Raw genomic sequence first — 15,197 nt, 5'->3', positions numbered from 1 at the left:
CGGCTGCGTATGGTTCACGGGAACTCACGATACGTGCCGAACCCGTCTCTTCGGGCGGGTACGGCTCAGTACGTGGCCGGGCTCCGGCCCGTCACGCGGGCTGGAACGTCCTGAACGCCGTCTCGCGCAGCGTCCGGCACTCCGCGTCGGACCACTTGCCCTTCTCGCACGTCACCATGATGGCGTAGCCGCGCTTGTCGTCCACCTTGAAGCCCCGGTTGAGGACCTGGACGCGCTTGTCCTTCTGATCGCGTTCGAAGGTCCAGTCCGCGACGGTCGGGTAGTCGTGATCGTCCCAGTCCTCGACCTCGTCGATGCCCAGGCGCCGGTAGTTGGGCATGCCACCGCTCTTGGCGGCGGAGTCGGATTCACGCCACGCCGCGGCGGCGTCCGAGCCCGGCTGGGAGCCGAAGTCGACCTGGAGGCGGGGGAAACCGCCCGACTGGCTGTATATCGCCCCGGAGTGCGCCCCGGCGGTGCCCGTCTTCTTCCAGCCCTTGGGCATGGCGATGCTGAAGTGGTACTCGGTGTTCTTGACCGCCACATACCCGCCGGGCACGCCATCACCGTCCGACGACGAGTCCGACTCGTCCTTTGACGTGTCGCCCTTGCCCTGGTCCGACCCGGCGGCCGGCCCCTTGGCGCCCTGCTCGGTGAGGGAGGAAGTCGCCTTGTCCTTGACGGATTTGGACGTGCCGCCCTTGCTGCCGCCCGTGGTGCCCTTGTCGTCGCCGTCGCCGTTCAGCGTGATGGCGAGCACGGTGCCGATGATGGCCAGCGCCACGATGACCGCCACGGCCAGCAGGGTGCGGCGGGACACGACGTCCGTGATGGACGCCCGTCCGGGGCGGGCGGGGTGCGCGCCGTGGCCGGTTCCGGGCCGGCCGGAGCCGGTCTGCCGCTGGGCGGACGGTATGGAGGGCGCGGGCCTCGCGGGCCGGGCCGGCTTCGCGCCGCCGTCCGGGGCCCCGCCCCGGACGGACTTGAACGCTCCCCGCATCCGGTCGCCCGCCCCGCCCGTCCCGTCCGTCGCGCGGGACCCGGCGGAGGGTCCGGCGGGGGCACGGGTGTCGCCCTTCCGCGAGCCCGGCGTCGAGGCCGGGGCCGGGGCGGTCTTGCCCGCCGGGGAGGACGGCCGCTTGCCGGAGCGCATCTCGGCGGGGGACGGCAGGGCGATCGCCTGGGTGGCGTCCAGGGCCGGGGAGGCCTCCGGGGCCTTCGGGAGCCGCTCGTCGGGGGCGTTGACCGCGTCGGTCAGCAGGGCCCGCGCGCCCGCCTCGTCCAGCCGCTTGGCGGGATCCTTGGCGAGCAGCCCGTACATGAGGCCTTCGAGCGGGCCCGCGTTGCGCGGGGGGCCCAGCGGCTCGGTCATCACGGCGGTGAGGGTCGCTATCGCGGAGCCCTTGTCGTACGGGGGAACGCCCTCGACCGCCGCGTACAGCAGGCCGCCCAGCGACCACAGGTCCGCCGGCGGGCCGGGCTTCTGCCCGCGCGCCCGCTCCGGGGATATGTAGGAAGGGGCGCCGACCAGCATGCCCGTCGAGGTGACCGACGGGTCGCCCTCGACCTGGGCGATGCCGAAGTCGGTGAGGACGACACGGTTGTCGTCCGCGATGAGGACATTCGACGGCTTCACGTCGCGGTGCAGGATGCCCTGACGGTGTGCCGCGCTCAGCACGTCGAGGACGGCCAGTCCGACCTCGGCGGCCCGGCGCCACTTGAGCGGGCCGTCCTCACGGATGACGTCGGCGAGCGAGCGGCCCTCGATGAGTTCCATGACGATCCACGGGCGGTCGTCCTCGTGCACCACGTCGTAGACGGTGACCGCACCGGCACTACGGATCCGGGCGATGGCCTTCGCCTCACGCAGCGTGCGTGTGATCAGGCGGCGCTTCTCGTCCTCGTCGATGTTGGCCGGAAAGCGCAACTCCTTGACCGCGACGGTCCGGCCGAGCGTCTCGTCGGTCGCCCGCCAGACCGTGCCCATGCCGCCGCGGCCGAGGATGCCCCCGAGGCGGTACCGCCCGGCCAGGAGGCGCCCTGCCGTGCCCTGCGTCTGCTCCGCCTCCGACATGCGTCCCCTCTGGCAATCAGCTCTGCGACCAACCGACCCTGGCAGAGCGACCATTGTCTCTCATCCACGGACCGGCGGAAGGCCAGGGTCCGAGTGCCCGTGGATGATGAGCACATGTCGACGCACACCGCCCTCGTGCGCCTCGCCTCCGCCGTCACCGCGCTGACCTGCGCCGTGACGGTGTCCGCGGTGTCGGCGGGTGGTGACAGCGCCACCCGGTCCCCTGTCCAAGACCTCGTTTCCCCGCGGACGGTTCCCGGTGCGGCCGAGCTGTCACAAGATGCTCACGGGGTCCGGTTCCACACGGCGGGCGTCGCTGACCTACAAACCGGGCGCCCCATTCACCCCATGGATCGCTTTCGCGTCGGCAGCATCACCAAGACCGTCATCGCCACCGTCACCCTTCAGCTCGCCGCCGAACGCAAGCTGGACCTCGACGACCCGGTGGCCCTCCACCTCCCCGACCCGATCGCCACCCTGCTGCCCCGCCCTGACGACGACGACAAAGCCGACGACAGCGACACCGGCAGCGGCAGCGGCAGCGGCAGCGGCAGCGAGGACGAAGGCCGCACCCCGGGCTGCCCGGTCACGGTCCGCCAACTCCTCACCCACACCAGCGGGCTGTTCTCCTATACCGACGACCGCGTCTTCTTCCGCCGCTTCTTCGGTCCGGGCTTCGCCGCGCACCGTTTCGACACCCATAAAAGCGACGCACTGGTACGGACCGCCCTCGCGCACCCGCCGTACGCGGCCCCCGGCGAGCGGTACCGCTACTCCAACACCGACTATCTGCTCTTGGGCATGGTCATCCGTCAGGTCACCGGGCACTCCTACGCCACAGAGGCCTACCGGCGCGTCATCGCCCCCTTGCACCTCACCGGCACCAGCTTCCCCGGCACGCGGGCGGTGCTGCCCTCCCCGCACGGCCGCGCCTACACGACGACGGCCAGGGGCCGCACCGCCGACGCCACCGACCTCAACCCGTCCTCGGCGGGCGCCGCCGGCGAACTCGTCTCCACCCTCCCCGACCTCAACCGGCTCTTCGGCGCACTGCTGCGCGGCGCCCTCCTGCCCGCACCGGAGCTGCGGCAGATGCGGGACACGACGGCCTCGTACGGCCGCTACGGCATGGGGCTGTTCCCCGTGCGGCTGGGCTGCCACCGCACCCTGTGGGGCCACAACGGCGAGATCAGCGGCTCGTACGTACAGACCCTCGGCACCGCGGACGGGCAGCATGTCGTCAGCTACCGGGTCAACAGCGACCACCCGCCCGACGCGGCCACCGAAAGGACTCTCCTGAACTCCGAGTTCTGTCCGCGGCCCTGACGGACCGGCTACAGCGGCTGCACCTCGGGGGCGCCCAGCCGTGCCGCGTCCGCCGTCTGGTCGTCGGGCTGCCGCTGCGACTCGCGCTCCGCCTCCACGCGCTTCTCGTAGTGCTCGACCTCCTTCTCGACCTGCGACCGGTCCCAGCCCAGCACCCCCGCCATCAGCTCGGCGGCCTCCCGGGCGCTGCGCGTGCCCCGGTCGAAGGTCTCGATGGAGATCCGGGTCCTGCGCGTGAGCACGTCGTCGAGATGCCGGGCCCCCTCGTGGGACGCGGCGTAGACGACCTCAGCCCGCAGATAGTCCTCGGCACCGGTGAGCGGCTCGCCGAGCTTCGGGTCGGCGGTGACGAGGTCCAGCACTTCGTCGACCATCGAGCCGTAGCGGTTCAGGAGGTGCTCGACGCGTGCCACGTGGAGGCCCGTGCGCTGCGCCAGCTGCGCCCGGCCGTTCCACAGGGCCCGGTAGCCCTCGGCGCCCACCAGGGGCACGTCCTCGGTGACACAGTCCGCGACCCGCTGGGCCAGTCCGTGCACCGCCTCGTCCACGGCGTCCTTCGCCATCACCCGGTAGGTGGTGTACTTCCCGCCCGCCACGACCACCAGCCCCGGTACCGGGTGGGCGACGGTGTGCTCGCGCGAGAGCTTGCTGGTCGCGTCGGACTCCCCGGCCAGCAGCGGACGCAGTCCGGCGTACACGCCCTGGACGTCGTCGCGGGTCAGCGGGACGGCCAGCACCGCGTTGACGTGCTCCAGCAGGTAGTCGATGTCGGCGCTGGAGGCGGCGGGGTGCGCCTTGTCCAGGTCCCAGTCGGTATCGGTGGTGCCGATGATCCAGTGCCTGCCCCACGGGATGACGAACAGCACGCTCTTCTCGGTGCGCAGGATCAGCCCGGTGGTGGAGTGGATGCGGTCCTTGGGCACGACGAGGTGGATGCCCTTGGACGCCCGTACGTGGAACTGGCCGCGCTCGGCGATGAGCTGCTGGGTGTCGTCCGTCCACACCCCGGTGGCGTTGACGACCTGCCGGGCGCGGACCTCGAACTCGCCGCCCTGTTCCAGATCCTTCACCCGGGCGCCGACGACCCGCTCGCCCTCGCGCAGGAAGCCGACCACGCGCGCCCGGTTGGCGACGTCCGCGCCGTAGGCGGCGGCGGTGCGCACGAGGGTGGTGACATAGCGCGCGTCGTCCATCTGGGCGTCGTAGTACTGCAGGGCGCCGATCAGCGCGTCCTTCTTCAGGGCGGGCGCGACCCGCAGCGCGCGCTTGCGCGTGAGGTGCCGGTGGGTGGGCAGCCCCCGCCCGTGACCGGAGGAGACCGACATCGCGTCGTAGAGCGCCACGCCCGAGCCCGCGTAGAAGCGCTCCCAGCCCCGGTGCTGCAAGGGGTAGAGGAACGGGACCGGCTTCACCAGGTGCGGTGCCAGCCGCTCCAGCAGCAGCCCGCGCTCCTTGAGCGCCTCCCGCACGAGCGCGAAGTCGAGCATTTCCAGATAGCGCAGCCCGCCGTGGATCAGCTTGCTGGAACGGCTGGAGGTACCCGCCGCCCAGTCGCGCGCCTCGACGAGCCCGGTCGTGAGCCCACGGGTGGCCGCGTCGAGCGCGGTCCCCGCGCCGACGACACCGGCGCCGACCACCAGGATGTCCAGTTCCCGCTCCGCCATTCGGGCGAGCGCCTCGCCGCGCTCGGCCGGCCCGAGTGTCGCTGTCCTCACTGCTGCCTCCCGATTGACCGTTCTCGCTGCCGCCCCCGGTGGCCCCGGGCCACCGGGGCACCAGGACTGCCGGGCACCCGTTCCCTTCCGATGCTGCACCAGATCGGCCGCTTCGGCCGTGTCGGACGCGAGCCGCGCCGCGGTAATCCCGGATAACAGTCATATATCCGCTTAACCTGATGTAACTCGTCCGGGGATCGGTCCCGTCCGCCCGCGGGGCCATCCGCCTCCCCTCTGGGCCCACCTCTCGGAAGGGCCCTCCGGAATCTCCGGAAACGCCCTCCGACCGCCGCCCTCCGGGAAGGACCGGCCAGCAGGACCCCTCCGGGAAGGACCGCACGCCATGCCCGCAGATCTCGCCGTCCTCGGACTCGGCCACCTCGGCCTCCCGCTCGCCCAGGCGGCCACCGCCGCCGGCATCGCCACCGTCGGCTACGACCCCGACCCGCACACCGTCGCCGAACTGCGCGCCGGCCGGCTGCCCACCGAAGGCGCCGACGGCACCCTCACCGCCGCCGGCGTCCGCCGGATGCTCTCGGCGGGCTTCCGCGCCACGACCGAGGACACCGAGCTGGGCCGGGTCCGTACGGCGGTGATCTGCGCCCCCACCCGGCTCGGCGAGGACCGGGCACTGGACCTCGGCGCCATCGGCGACGCGGCCCGCGCGCTCGCCTCCCGGCTGCGCCCGCACACCACCGTGCTCCTGGAATCCACCGCCTACCCGGGAACCACGGAGGACTACCTCCGTCCGCTGCTCGAATCCGGCTCCGGGCTGCGCGCGGGCCGGGACTTCCACCTCGCCTACTCGCCCAGCCGCTTCGACCCCGGCAACCGGCGCCACGGCTACACCAACACCCCCAAGGTCATCGGCGGCCTCACCCCCGCCTGCACCGAGGCCGCCGCCGCCTTCTACGGGCGGATCTGCGAGAAGGTCGTCCGCGCCCGGGGGCCCCGCGAGGCGGAGGCGGTCAAGGTGCTGGAGACGAACTACCGGCACGTCAACATCGCACTCGCGAACGAGATGGCGGTCTTCTGTCACGACATCGGCGTCGACATGTGGGACGTGGTGCGCTGCGCCGAGACCAAGCCGTTCGGCTTCGAGGCGTTCCGCCCGGGGCCCGGGGTGGGCGGCCACGGCGTGCCCATCGACCCGAACTACCTCTCCTACAAGGGCCGCAGTCTCGGTCACCCCCTGCGGATGGTGGAGCTGGCGCAGGAGGTCAACGGCCGGATGCCGCGCTATGTCATCCAGCGCTGCGCCACGCTCCTGAACGAGCACGGCAAGTCGGCGCGCGGCGCCCGCGTGCTCCTGCTCGGCGTCGGCTACAAGGCGGACACCGGCGACCAGGAGGGCTCGCCCGCCCGCGAGATCGCCTCCCGGCTGATGGAGCTGGGCGCCCAGATCAGCTACCACGACCCCTACGTCCCGCAGTGGCGGGTCCTCGGCCGTCCCGTGCCGCGCGCCGACTGCCTCTACGAGGCCGCCGCCGTCGCCGACCTGACGCTCCTTCTGCAGCCCCACCGCACGTACGACCTGCAAGGGCTGGCGGTCAAGGCACAACTGCTGCTGGACACCCGGGGCGCGAGCCCGGCGGGGGCGGCGCACCGGCTGTAGGCCGTGCCCACGTCGCCCCCGCCCGACGGCCGGCCGCCACGGGCGAGAAAAAGGCCGGTCCGGTGTCTGCCCGCCGGACATGCGGGGAGACACCGGACCGGCCCGGGGAACGCCTGACACAAGCCCGGCGGACAACCGGCGGAAGCCCGCCGGAAACCCGCCCCTACAGCCGGCCCGTGCCGAGCAGCCGGCCGGGCTGCGCGTCCAGCACCGTCCTGAGGGAGGCGAAGTTCTCCACGCAGCGGCCGGTTCCGACGGCCACGCAGTCCAGCGGCTCGTCGGCGACCAGCACCGGGATGTCGAGTTCCTTGCTCAGCCGCACGTCCAGGCCGCGCAGCAGCGCACCGCCGCCGGTCAGGACGATGCCGCGGTCCATGATGTCGCCCGCCAGCTCCGGCGGGGTCTCGTCCAGGGTCTGCCGCACGGCCATGACGATCGCGTCCACCGGTTCCGTCAGCGCGTGCCGGACCTCGTCGGCCGTCAGCTCCAGCGTCTTGGGCAGACCGCTGACCTGGTCGCGACCGCGAATGGTGAAGCGGTCCGGGGCCCGCAGGCCCTGGGTCTCCTCCGGGTCGCCGCCGACGTCCTCCAGGCCGTCGTTCTTCTCCAGCTGCTTGGCGAGCGCGCTCAGCCCGGCCGCGGTCCAGGAGGCCGTGGGAGAAGCCGAGCCGATGCTCATCTTGATCTCCTCCGCGGTCCGTTCACCGATCGCGAGGGCATAGTGCTTCTTCACGTACGAGGTGATGGCCGTGTCCATGGCGTCACCCGCGGTCCGCACCGACCGCGCCGTGACGATGCCGCCCAACGAGATCACGGCGACCTCGGTGGTGCCGCCGCCGATGTCGACGACCATGCAGCCGGTCGGTTCGCTGACCGGCAGGCCCGCGCCGATCGCCGCGGCCATCGGCTCCTCGATCAGGTGCACCTGCCGGGCCCCGGCCTGCGTCGCCGCCTCGATGACCGCGCGGCGCTCGACACCGGTGATGCCCGACGGCACGCACACCACCACGCGCGGACGGGAGAAGCGGCGGTTGCCCGCGACCTTCTTGATGAAGTGCCGCAGCATCCGCTCGGCTATCTCGAAGTCGGCTATGACGCCGTCGCGCAGCGGGCGGATGGCCACGATGTTCGAAGGGGTGCGGCCGATGGTCTCCTTGGCCTCGGATCCGACCGAGAGCACTCCGCCGTCAGCGGCGTTGACCGCGACCACGGATGGCTCGTTGAGCACCACTCCTTTCCCCCGCACGTACACGAGCGTGTTCGCCGTGCCGAGGTCGATGCCCATGTCCCTGCCGCTGAACGACTTGCTTTGTGCCATAAGTTGCCATTATTCCCTATGGTCGAACGTTTATGCGGAGTTCACAGCGGCCCGCTCGCTGTCGGTGACAGCACCACGGCCGGGGCCATGTCGGGGACCACCGGCTTTTCTTGTCGTGCTGTCAGGCCCGGCTGCTAGCTTGTGGCCCACGCTTCACACTCTGCAACTTCCGCGCGCCCGTCTTCTTCACTCATCTTCTTCACCCACGGGGGAACACGACCATGAACCAGCCCTGGCAGCAGCCGCCGCAGCAGCAGCCGAACCCCTACGGCCAGCAGCCGCCGCAGCAGCCGTACGGCGCACCCCCGCAAGGCGCCCCGCAGTACGGTGCTCCGCAGTACGGTGCTCCCGGCGGCTTCCCGCCGCCCGCGCCGGTCCGCCAGGGCAACGTGGGCCTCGCGGTGCTCCTCGGCATCGTGGCCATGCTCGTCGGCGCCGGCATCTACGGCTACATCCTCAAGGCCACCGACGGCCGCCAGATCGGCTACCTCGCCGTCGGTATCGGCGCCCTCGTCGGCGCGGCCCTCGGCAAGATCGGCGGGCGCAACGCCGCCCTGCCCGTCGTCGGCGCGCTCCTCGGGCTGCTCGGCGTCTACCTCGGCCAGACCTTCGGCTACGCCCTGGCGCTCGCCGACGGCTTCCACGTGTCCCTCACCGAGGTGCTCTTCGACCACTTCGACACGGTCAACGAGGTGTGGCAGGACGACCTGAGCGGCATCGACGCGCTCTTCTACGCCCTCGGCGGCATCGGCGCCTTCAGCACCGCCCGCAAGCTCGGCGCCTGACAAGCCCCGCCCCGGCGGGAGACCGCACACGCCGAGGGGCCCGGGCCGCCGCAGCGGTCCGGGCCCCTCGAAAGTGCCGGCTCAGCGGTTGTCGTGCTGCGACGGCGCGACCGTCACCTCGACCCGCTGGAACTCCTTCAGCTCGCTGTAGCCCGTGGTGGCCATCGCACGGCGCAGCGCGCCGAACATGTTCATCGAGCCGTCCGGGGTGTGCGAGGGACCGGCGAGGATCTCCTCGGTCGTGCCGACCGTGCCCAGGTTCATGCGCTTGCCGCGCGGCACGTCCTCGTGGACGGCCTCCATGCCCCAGTGGTAACCGCGGCCCGGGGCGTCCGTGGCGCGCGCCAGCGGGGAGCCCATCATCACGGCGTCCGCGCCACAGGCGATGGCCTTCGGCAGGTCGCCGGACCAGCCCACGCCGCCGTCGGCGATGACGTGGACGTAACGGCCGCCGGACTCGTCCATGTAGTCGCGGCGGGCGGCGGCCACGTCGGCGACCGCGGTCGCCATCGGGACCTGGATGCCCAGCACGTTGCGCGTGGTGTGCGCCGCGCCACCGCCGAAGCCGACGAGGACGCCCGCCGCGCCGGTGCGCATCAGGTGCAGCGCCGCGGTGTAGGTGGCACAGCCGCCGACGATCACGGGGACGTCCAGCTCGTAGATGAACTGCTTGAGGTTCAGCGGCTCGGCGGCGCCGGAGACGTGCTCGGCGGAGACGGTGGTGCCGCGGATCACGAAGATGTCCACGCCCGCGTCGACGACGGCCTTGGAGAACTGCGCGGTGCGCTGCGGGGAGAGCGCGGCGGCGGTCACGACACCGGAGTCACGGACCTCCTTGATGCGCTGCCCGATCAGCTCCTCCTTGATGGGAGCTTCGTAGATCTCCTGCAGGCGCTTGGTCGCGGCCGTCTCGTCCAGCTCGGCGATCTCGGCGAGCAGCGGCTCCGGGTCCTCATAGCGGGTCCACAGGCCCTCGAGGTTCAGCACCCCGAGGCCGCCCAGCTCGCCGATGCGGATGGCGGTCTCGGGCGAGACGACCGAGTCCATGGGAGCGGCCAGGAACGGCAGCTCGAAGCGGTAGGCGTCGATCTGCCAGGCGATCGAGACCTCCTTCGGGTCGCGCGTACGGCGGCTCGGGACGACGGCGATGTCGTCGAATGCGTACGCCCGGCGGCCGCGCTTGCCGCGCCCGATCTCGATCTCAGTCACGTGTGTGGCCTTTCAACTTTCCTTGGCGCTCCGTCTGCGCATACCAGTATCCCCGACGCGGCGGAGCCCGCGGCCTTTCGGTCGCGGGCTCCGTACGAACCGCCTATGACTACCGGCTACTACCGGCGGGAGTAGTTCGGTGCCTCGGTCGTCATCTGGATGTCGTGCGGGTGGCTCTCCTTGAGCCCCGCCGACGTGATGCGCACGAAGCGGCCCTTGTCCTTCAGCTCCTGCACATCGGCCGAGCCGACGTAGCCCATGGAGGCCCGCAGACCGCCGATGAGCTGGTGCGCCACCGAGGAGAGGGGGCCACGGTAGGGCACCTGGCCCTCGATGCCCTCGGGCACGAGCTTGTCCTCGGAGAGGACGTTGTCCTGGAAGTAGCGGTCCTTGGAGTACGAGCGGGCCTGGCCGCGCGACTGCATCGCGCCCAGCGAACCCATGCCCCGGTAGGACTTGAACTGCTTGCCGTTGATGAAGACCATCTCGCCCGGCGACTCCTCGCAGCCCGCGAGCAGCGAGCCGAGCATCACCGTGTCGGCGCCGGCCGCGATGGCCTTGGCGATGTCGCCGGAGTACTGCAGCCCACCGTCGCCGATCAGCGGCACACCGGCCGCGTGGCACGCCTGCGCGGCCTCGTAGATGGCGGTGACCTGCGGGACGCCGATACCGGCGACGACCCGGGTCGTGCAGATCGAACCCGGCCCGACCCCGACCTTGACGCCGTCGACGCCCGCGTCGATCAGCGCCTGGGCACCGTCACGCGTGGCGACGTTGCCGCCGACGACGTCGACGTCGATGTTGGACTTGACCTTGGCGATCATGTCGAGGATGCCCCGGCTGTGGCCGTGGGCGCTGTCGATGACCAGGAAGTCCGCACCGGCCGCGACGAGCGCCTGGGCGCGCTCGTACGCCTCCTCGCCGACACCCACGGCGGCACCGACGACCAGGCGGCCCTCGGAGTCCTTCGCCGCGTTCGGGTACTTCTCGGCCTTGACGAAGTCCTTGACCGTGATGAGGCCCTTGAGCACGCCGCCGTCGTCCACCAGCGGCAGCTTCTCGATCTTGTGGCGGCGGAGCAGCTCGATCGCGTCCTCGCCGGAGATCCCGACCTTGCCCGTCACCAGCGGCATCGGGGTCATGACCTCGCGCACCTGACGGCGGCGGTCCAGCTCGAAGGCCATGTCACGGTTGGTGACGATGCCGAGCAGCTTGCCCGCCGGGTCGGTGACCGGCACGCCGCTGATCCGGAACTTCGCGCACAGCGCGTCGGCCTCGGCGAGCGTGGCGTCCGGGCGGACCGTGATCGGGTCGGTGACCATGCCCGACTCGGAGCGCTTGACCAGGTCGACCTGGTTGGCCTGGTCCTCGATGGACAGGTTGCGGTGCAGCACGCCCGCGCCGCCCTGGCGGGCCATGGCGATCGCCATCCGCGCCTCGGTGACCTTGTCCATCGCGGCGGACAGCAGCGGGATGTTGACCCGGACGTTGCGCGAGACGCGGGACGAGGTGTCGACCCCGTTCGGCAGTACCTCCGAGGCGCCCGGCAGCAGCAGGACGTCGTCGTATGTCAGACCGAGCATCGCGAATTTTCCGGGCATTCCGTCGACGTTGTCAGTCATGACACCTTCCCAAATGGTCTTGCCCCAGCGCGGACTCCCATGCTAACGGCCGTCACAGGTGTCCCATTCCACGACGGCTGAGTCCCGCATCACTTGTATGTTCCTACTATTCGACGGTGTGCCCGGGCCCGCCCGGGCATGGCTCACTGCCCGGCGAGCGCCCGGAGCCGGCTGAGCGCCCGGTGCTGGGCGACCCGCACCGCCCCCGGCGACATGCCGAGCATCTGTCCGGTCTCCTCCGCCGTCATCCCGATGGCGACCCGCAGCAGCACCAGCTCGCGCTGGTTCTCCGGAAGGTTCGCCAGGAGTTTCCGGGCCCACTCGGCGTCGCTGCTGAGCAGCGCCCGCTCCTCGGGACCGAGCGAGTCGTCGGGCTGCTCGGGCATCTCGTCGGACGGCACCGCGGTGCTGCCCGGATGCCGCATCGCGGCCCGCTGCAGATCGGCGACCTTGTGCGCGGCGATGGCCACGACGAAGGCCTCGAAGGGGCGCCCGGTGTCGCGGTAGCGCGGCAGGGCGCACAGCACCGCCAGGCAGACCTCCTGGGCCAGGTCGTCCACGAAGTGCCGGGCGTCACCCGGCAGCCGCGACAGCCGTGTACGGCAGTAGCGCAGAGCCAGCGGGTGCACCAGGGCCAGCAGATCGTGGGTCGCCCGCCGGTCGCCCTCGACGGCGCGCGCGACGAGGGCGCCGATCTCCCCTGGGGCCGCGGGCATGGGAGACCCCGCCTTGTCGTCGTCGCGCATCGGTCCATGGTGCCTCGGTGTGGAACCTTCCGTGGCATCGCCCTCGTGGTTGTGCATCGAACCGTTACGCGTCGGTGTCCTCGCACTCACGTCTAGCGCCTCCCCCTTTCGGGTATGCCCGCCCCTGCACTCACGACTCCACCGATAGCTTGTGCCCGTGCCGTGGGGCACGGGGCCAGCCTTGTCCGTCATGAGATCTTTTGGGGCCGAGTGAGAAGCCTCGGCTCCTGCCGGGGAGGAGTCACACCTCCAAGGATGCGGCATCCCTCGGAGTTTCGGCGTCGGACGCCGACGCGGTGCGGCCGCGGCAGGCACCACCGGGTGGCGCGCACCGCGGCCTCACGACACTGCGCGCCACACCACCACGGTCCAGCGGACCGCGGTCTAGCGGACCAGACCCCAGCGGAATCCGAGCGCCACCGCGTGCGCCCGGTCCGAGGCGCCCAGTTTCTTGAACAGACGCCGCGCGTGGGTCTTGACCGTGTCCTCGGAGAGGAACAGCTCACGGCCGATCTCCGCGTTGGACCGGCCGTGGCTCATGCCTTCGAGTACTTGGATCTCCCGCGCGGTGAGCGTGGGCGCCGCGCCCATCTCCGCCGAGCGCAGCCGCCGGGGGGCGAGCCGCCACGTCGGGTCGGCGAGCGCCTGGGTCACGGTCGCCCGCAGCTCGGCGCGCGAGGCGTCCTTGTGCAGATAGCCGCGCGCCCCGGCGGCGACCGCGAGCGCGACCCCGTCGAGGTCCTCGGCCACCGTGAGCATGATGATCCGGGCCCCGGGGTCGGCGGAGAGCAGCCGGCGCACGGTCTCCACACCGCCGAGCCCCGGCATCCGAACGTCCATCAGAATGAGGTCCGAACGATCGGCGCCCCAGCGGCGGAGGACTTCCTCGCCGTTGGCCGCCGTCGTCACACGCTCGACGCCGGGCACGGTCGCCACCGCACGACGGAGCGCCTCTCGGGCAAGCGGGGAGTCGTCGCAGACGAGGACGGATGTCATGACCGCCCTCCGCAGCTGATGCGCGTCACCTTGAGCCTCCAGGCTGGTACTGATCGTCACCTGTGCGATCGACGTTTTCCCGCTGGGTCGGACACCTGCCCGACTGCTTCATCCGTCAACCGCCTCCGCACTCTCAACGACGGTCACCCGAAAGAGTTACGGGCTCGGTCGGCCACGTTCGGCACTCTACGTGAGGGCGCGGACACGGAGCAGGGCGCATTGGGGGCGCCCGTCTCACCACCCGTGCCATGCCCCATTTGCCCATCCGGCGCCGTTTTTCTTCCCATTTGCTGGTGTCTATGGCTAGATTCGCAATGAGTCATATTTACATCTGCTTACACAGCAGATGATGGGGAACTCCTTAAAAGGATCACCCCGCACACCACTCAGGAACCACTCACACATCGCTCACTTCGCGTCACAGATCGCTCCGAGGGGATAGCAATGGCAGATTTCTCCCGTCTTCCCGGTCCCAACGCCGACCTGTGGGACTGGCAGCTCCTGGCGGCGTGCCGAGGGGTCGACAGCTCCCTCTTCTTCCATCCCGAGGGCGAACGCGGCGCCGCCCGCAGCGCCCGCGAGGCCTCGGCGAAAGAGGTGTGCATGCGCTGTCCCGTGCGCGCGGAGTGCGCGGCGCACGCGCTGGCCGTGCGCGAGCCCTACGGCGTATGGGGCGGCCTCACTGAGGATGAGCGTGAGGAGCTGATGGGGCGCGCGCGACACCGGGGCATCGCCGTGACCGGCGTTCTCAGTGCGTGAGGCCCCCTACCCCGGCGCATGAAGAAACGTTCCACCGCTCGGCGTGACCGCTGAGGAAACGTCTTACCGGCCCCCGTCACCGGCGGGCGGCGGCCGCCAGTTGTTCGAGCATCGCCCCGACGGCCGGAACCCGGGCCAGGTCCGGCAGGGTGAGGGCGACGATCTCACGCTGCACGACGGGCTCCACCGGGACGATCCGGGCGCCCTTGGGGCGTACCGACTCCAGGGCCAGTTCCGGCATCACCGCGACCCCGAGCCCCGCCCCCACCAGCCCGAACACGGCCGGATAGTCATCGGTCGCGAAGTCGATGCGCGGGGTGAAGCCCGCGCTCTCGCACACCTCCACCAGGTGCCGCCGGCACCGCGGGCAGCCCGCGATCCACGGCTCCTCGGCCAGTTCCCCGATCCCGACGCGGTCGGCCCCGGCGAGCCGGTGCCCCTCCGGGATCACACCGATGAGCCGGTCCGTCAGCAGCGGCCGTACGACCAGGTCGTCCCACTCCGCGCTCGCCGCGGGGTCGGCACCGCGCACCTCGGGGTAGCGGAAGGCCAGCGCGATCTCGCAGTCGCCGTCGCGCAGCATCTCCACCGAGCGCGGCGGTTCGGCCTCGACGAGGGAGACCCGGGTGCCCGGATGGGCGGCCCGCATCGCCGCCAGCGCGCCCGGCACCAGCGTCGAACTGCCGCTGGGGAAGGAGACCAGCCGCACCCGCCCGGCGCGCAGCCCGGCGATCGCCGCGATCTCCTCCTCGGCCGCGGTCAGCCCGGCCAGGATCCCGGAGGCGTGCCGGACGAGGGCCTCGCCCGCCTGGGTCAGCCGCATCTCACGGCCCGTGCGGATCAGCAGCGGGGTGCCCGTCGACTGCTCCAGGGCCTTCATCTGCTGGCTGACGGCGGGCTGGGTGCAGCCCAGCTCACGCGCCGCGGCCGAGAACGAACCGGTGGCGGCCACCGCGCGCAGCACCCTCAGATGACGAGCCTCGATCATGCGTCGAGCATAAGGCCTTCTTGGGGGCGGCCGAAAATATGCGT

Annotated in this window: 12 protein-coding genes; 4 read left to right on the top strand and 8 right to left on the bottom strand. The window is 71.4% G+C overall.

Annotated features, from left to right (window positions below; translation table 11 throughout):
• Positions 1-91: 91 nt before the first annotated feature.
• Positions 92-2,074: a protein kinase domain-containing protein gene (locus tag ACZ6MA_RS23080; RefSeq protein ID WP_469435811.1), complete on the bottom strand. Its 1,983-nt coding sequence runs from the start codon at positions 2,072-2,074 to the stop codon at positions 92-94.
• Between the two features lie 114 nt (positions 2,075-2,188).
• Between ACZ6MA_RS23080 and ACZ6MA_RS23075 the strand changes: the two genes are divergently transcribed.
• Complete coding sequence (locus ACZ6MA_RS23075) at positions 2,189-3,400, top strand: serine hydrolase domain-containing protein (RefSeq protein ID WP_469435810.1); 1,212 nt, start codon at positions 2,189-2,191, stop codon at positions 3,398-3,400.
• An 8-nt stretch (positions 3,401-3,408) separates the two neighbouring features.
• Here the strand turns inward: ACZ6MA_RS23075 and ACZ6MA_RS23070 are convergent, their stop codons facing one another.
• The gene (locus ACZ6MA_RS23070; protein ID WP_469435809.1) at positions 3,409-5,115 is read right to left on the bottom strand and encodes a glycerol-3-phosphate dehydrogenase/oxidase; all 1,707 of its coding nucleotides are present in this window, start codon (positions 5,113-5,115) and stop codon (positions 3,409-3,411) included.
• Between the two features lie 343 nt (positions 5,116-5,458).
• On the opposite strand from ACZ6MA_RS23070, the gene ACZ6MA_RS23065 reads away from it, so the two are divergent.
• Positions 5,459-6,730, top strand: coding sequence for a nucleotide sugar dehydrogenase (locus ACZ6MA_RS23065; RefSeq protein ID WP_469435808.1), 1,272 nt, complete (start codon positions 5,459-5,461; stop codon positions 6,728-6,730).
• A gap of 163 nt (positions 6,731-6,893) precedes the next feature.
• Here ACZ6MA_RS23065 and ACZ6MA_RS23060 read toward each other — a convergent pair whose 3' ends face one another.
• A complete protein-coding gene (locus ACZ6MA_RS23060) occupies positions 6,894-8,048 on the bottom strand; it encodes a rod shape-determining protein (protein WP_469435807.1) in 1,155 nt (384 codons plus the stop codon).
• Positions 8,049-8,269: 221 nt separating this feature from the next.
• On the opposite strand from ACZ6MA_RS23060, the gene ACZ6MA_RS23055 reads away from it, so the two are divergent.
• The gene (locus ACZ6MA_RS23055) at positions 8,270-8,833 is read left to right on the top strand and encodes a hypothetical protein (protein WP_469435806.1); all 564 of its coding nucleotides are present in this window, start codon (positions 8,270-8,272) and stop codon (positions 8,831-8,833) included.
• Positions 8,834-8,914: 81 nt separating this feature from the next.
• Here the strand turns inward: ACZ6MA_RS23055 and ACZ6MA_RS23050 are convergent, their stop codons facing one another.
• The 4 genes from ACZ6MA_RS23050 to ACZ6MA_RS23035 all read right to left on the bottom strand — a co-directional run bounded on the left by ACZ6MA_RS23050 (position 8,915) and on the right by ACZ6MA_RS23035 (position 13,406).
• Complete coding sequence (locus ACZ6MA_RS23050; protein ID WP_365373573.1) at positions 8,915-10,042, bottom strand: GuaB3 family IMP dehydrogenase-related protein; 1,128 nt, start codon at positions 10,040-10,042, stop codon at positions 8,915-8,917.
• A gap of 119 nt (positions 10,043-10,161) precedes the next feature.
• Positions 10,162-11,664: an IMP dehydrogenase gene (gene guaB / locus ACZ6MA_RS23045; RefSeq protein WP_469435805.1), complete on the bottom strand. Its 1,503-nt coding sequence runs from the start codon at positions 11,662-11,664 to the stop codon at positions 10,162-10,164.
• 143 nt (positions 11,665-11,807) lie between these two features.
• On the bottom strand, positions 11,808-12,410 hold the full coding sequence (locus tag ACZ6MA_RS23040) for a sigma-70 family RNA polymerase sigma factor (protein WP_469435804.1): 603 nt from the start codon (positions 12,408-12,410) through the stop codon (positions 11,808-11,810).
• Between the two features lie 384 nt (positions 12,411-12,794).
• Positions 12,795-13,406 carry a response regulator transcription factor gene (locus tag ACZ6MA_RS23035; protein ID WP_003948568.1) on the bottom strand — a complete coding sequence of 204 codons (612 nt, stop codon included), beginning with the start codon at positions 13,404-13,406 and terminating at the stop codon, positions 12,795-12,797.
• A 444-nt stretch (positions 13,407-13,850) separates the two neighbouring features.
• Here ACZ6MA_RS23035 and ACZ6MA_RS23030 point away from each other — a divergent pair, with 444 nt between their 5' ends.
• Positions 13,851-14,165 (top strand): WhiB family transcriptional regulator, encoded by a 315-nt coding sequence (locus ACZ6MA_RS23030; protein WP_469435803.1) that lies wholly within the window; start codon positions 13,851-13,853, stop codon positions 14,163-14,165.
• Between the two features lie 76 nt (positions 14,166-14,241).
• On the opposite strand, the gene ACZ6MA_RS23025 is transcribed toward ACZ6MA_RS23030, so the two are convergent.
• Complete coding sequence (locus ACZ6MA_RS23025; RefSeq protein WP_469435802.1) at positions 14,242-15,153, bottom strand: LysR family transcriptional regulator; 912 nt, start codon at positions 15,151-15,153, stop codon at positions 14,242-14,244.
• Positions 15,154-15,197 lie beyond the last annotated feature (44 nt).

The organism is Streptomyces sp. NPDC042259 (genome assembly GCF_055582085.1).
The sequence above is the reverse complement of the archived record's forward strand: the minus strand, read 5'-3'. Positions and strand labels throughout refer to the sequence as shown.

Excerpts from the sequence above, each read along its gene's own strand:
- ACZ6MA_RS23080 (WP_469435811.1), bottom strand. The coding sequence starts at position 2,074 with ATGTCGGAGGCGGAGCAGACGCAGGGCACGGCAGGGCGCCTCCTGGCC.
- ACZ6MA_RS23035 (WP_003948568.1), bottom strand. The coding sequence starts at position 13,406 with ATGACATCCGTCCTCGTCTGCGACGACTCCCCGCTTGCCCGAGAGGCG.
- guaB (WP_469435805.1), bottom strand. The coding sequence starts at position 11,664 with ATGACTGACAACGTCGACGGAATGCCCGGAAAATTCGCGATGCTCGGT.
- ACZ6MA_RS23025 (WP_469435802.1), bottom strand. The coding sequence starts at position 15,153 with ATGATCGAGGCTCGTCATCTGAGGGTGCTGCGCGCGGTGGCCGCCACC.
- ACZ6MA_RS23075 (WP_469435810.1), top strand. The coding sequence starts at position 2,189 with ATGTCGACGCACACCGCCCTCGTGCGCCTCGCCTCCGCCGTCACCGCG.
- ACZ6MA_RS23060 (WP_469435807.1), bottom strand. The coding sequence starts at position 8,048 with ATGGCACAAAGCAAGTCGTTCAGCGGCAGGGACATGGGCATCGACCTC.
- ACZ6MA_RS23055 (WP_469435806.1), top strand. The coding sequence starts at position 8,270 with ATGAACCAGCCCTGGCAGCAGCCGCCGCAGCAGCAGCCGAACCCCTAC.
- ACZ6MA_RS23030 (WP_469435803.1), top strand. The coding sequence starts at position 13,851 with ATGGCAGATTTCTCCCGTCTTCCCGGTCCCAACGCCGACCTGTGGGAC.
- ACZ6MA_RS23040 (WP_469435804.1), bottom strand. The coding sequence starts at position 12,410 with ATGCGCGACGACGACAAGGCGGGGTCTCCCATGCCCGCGGCCCCAGGG.
- ACZ6MA_RS23065 (WP_469435808.1), top strand. The coding sequence starts at position 5,459 with ATGCCCGCAGATCTCGCCGTCCTCGGACTCGGCCACCTCGGCCTCCCG.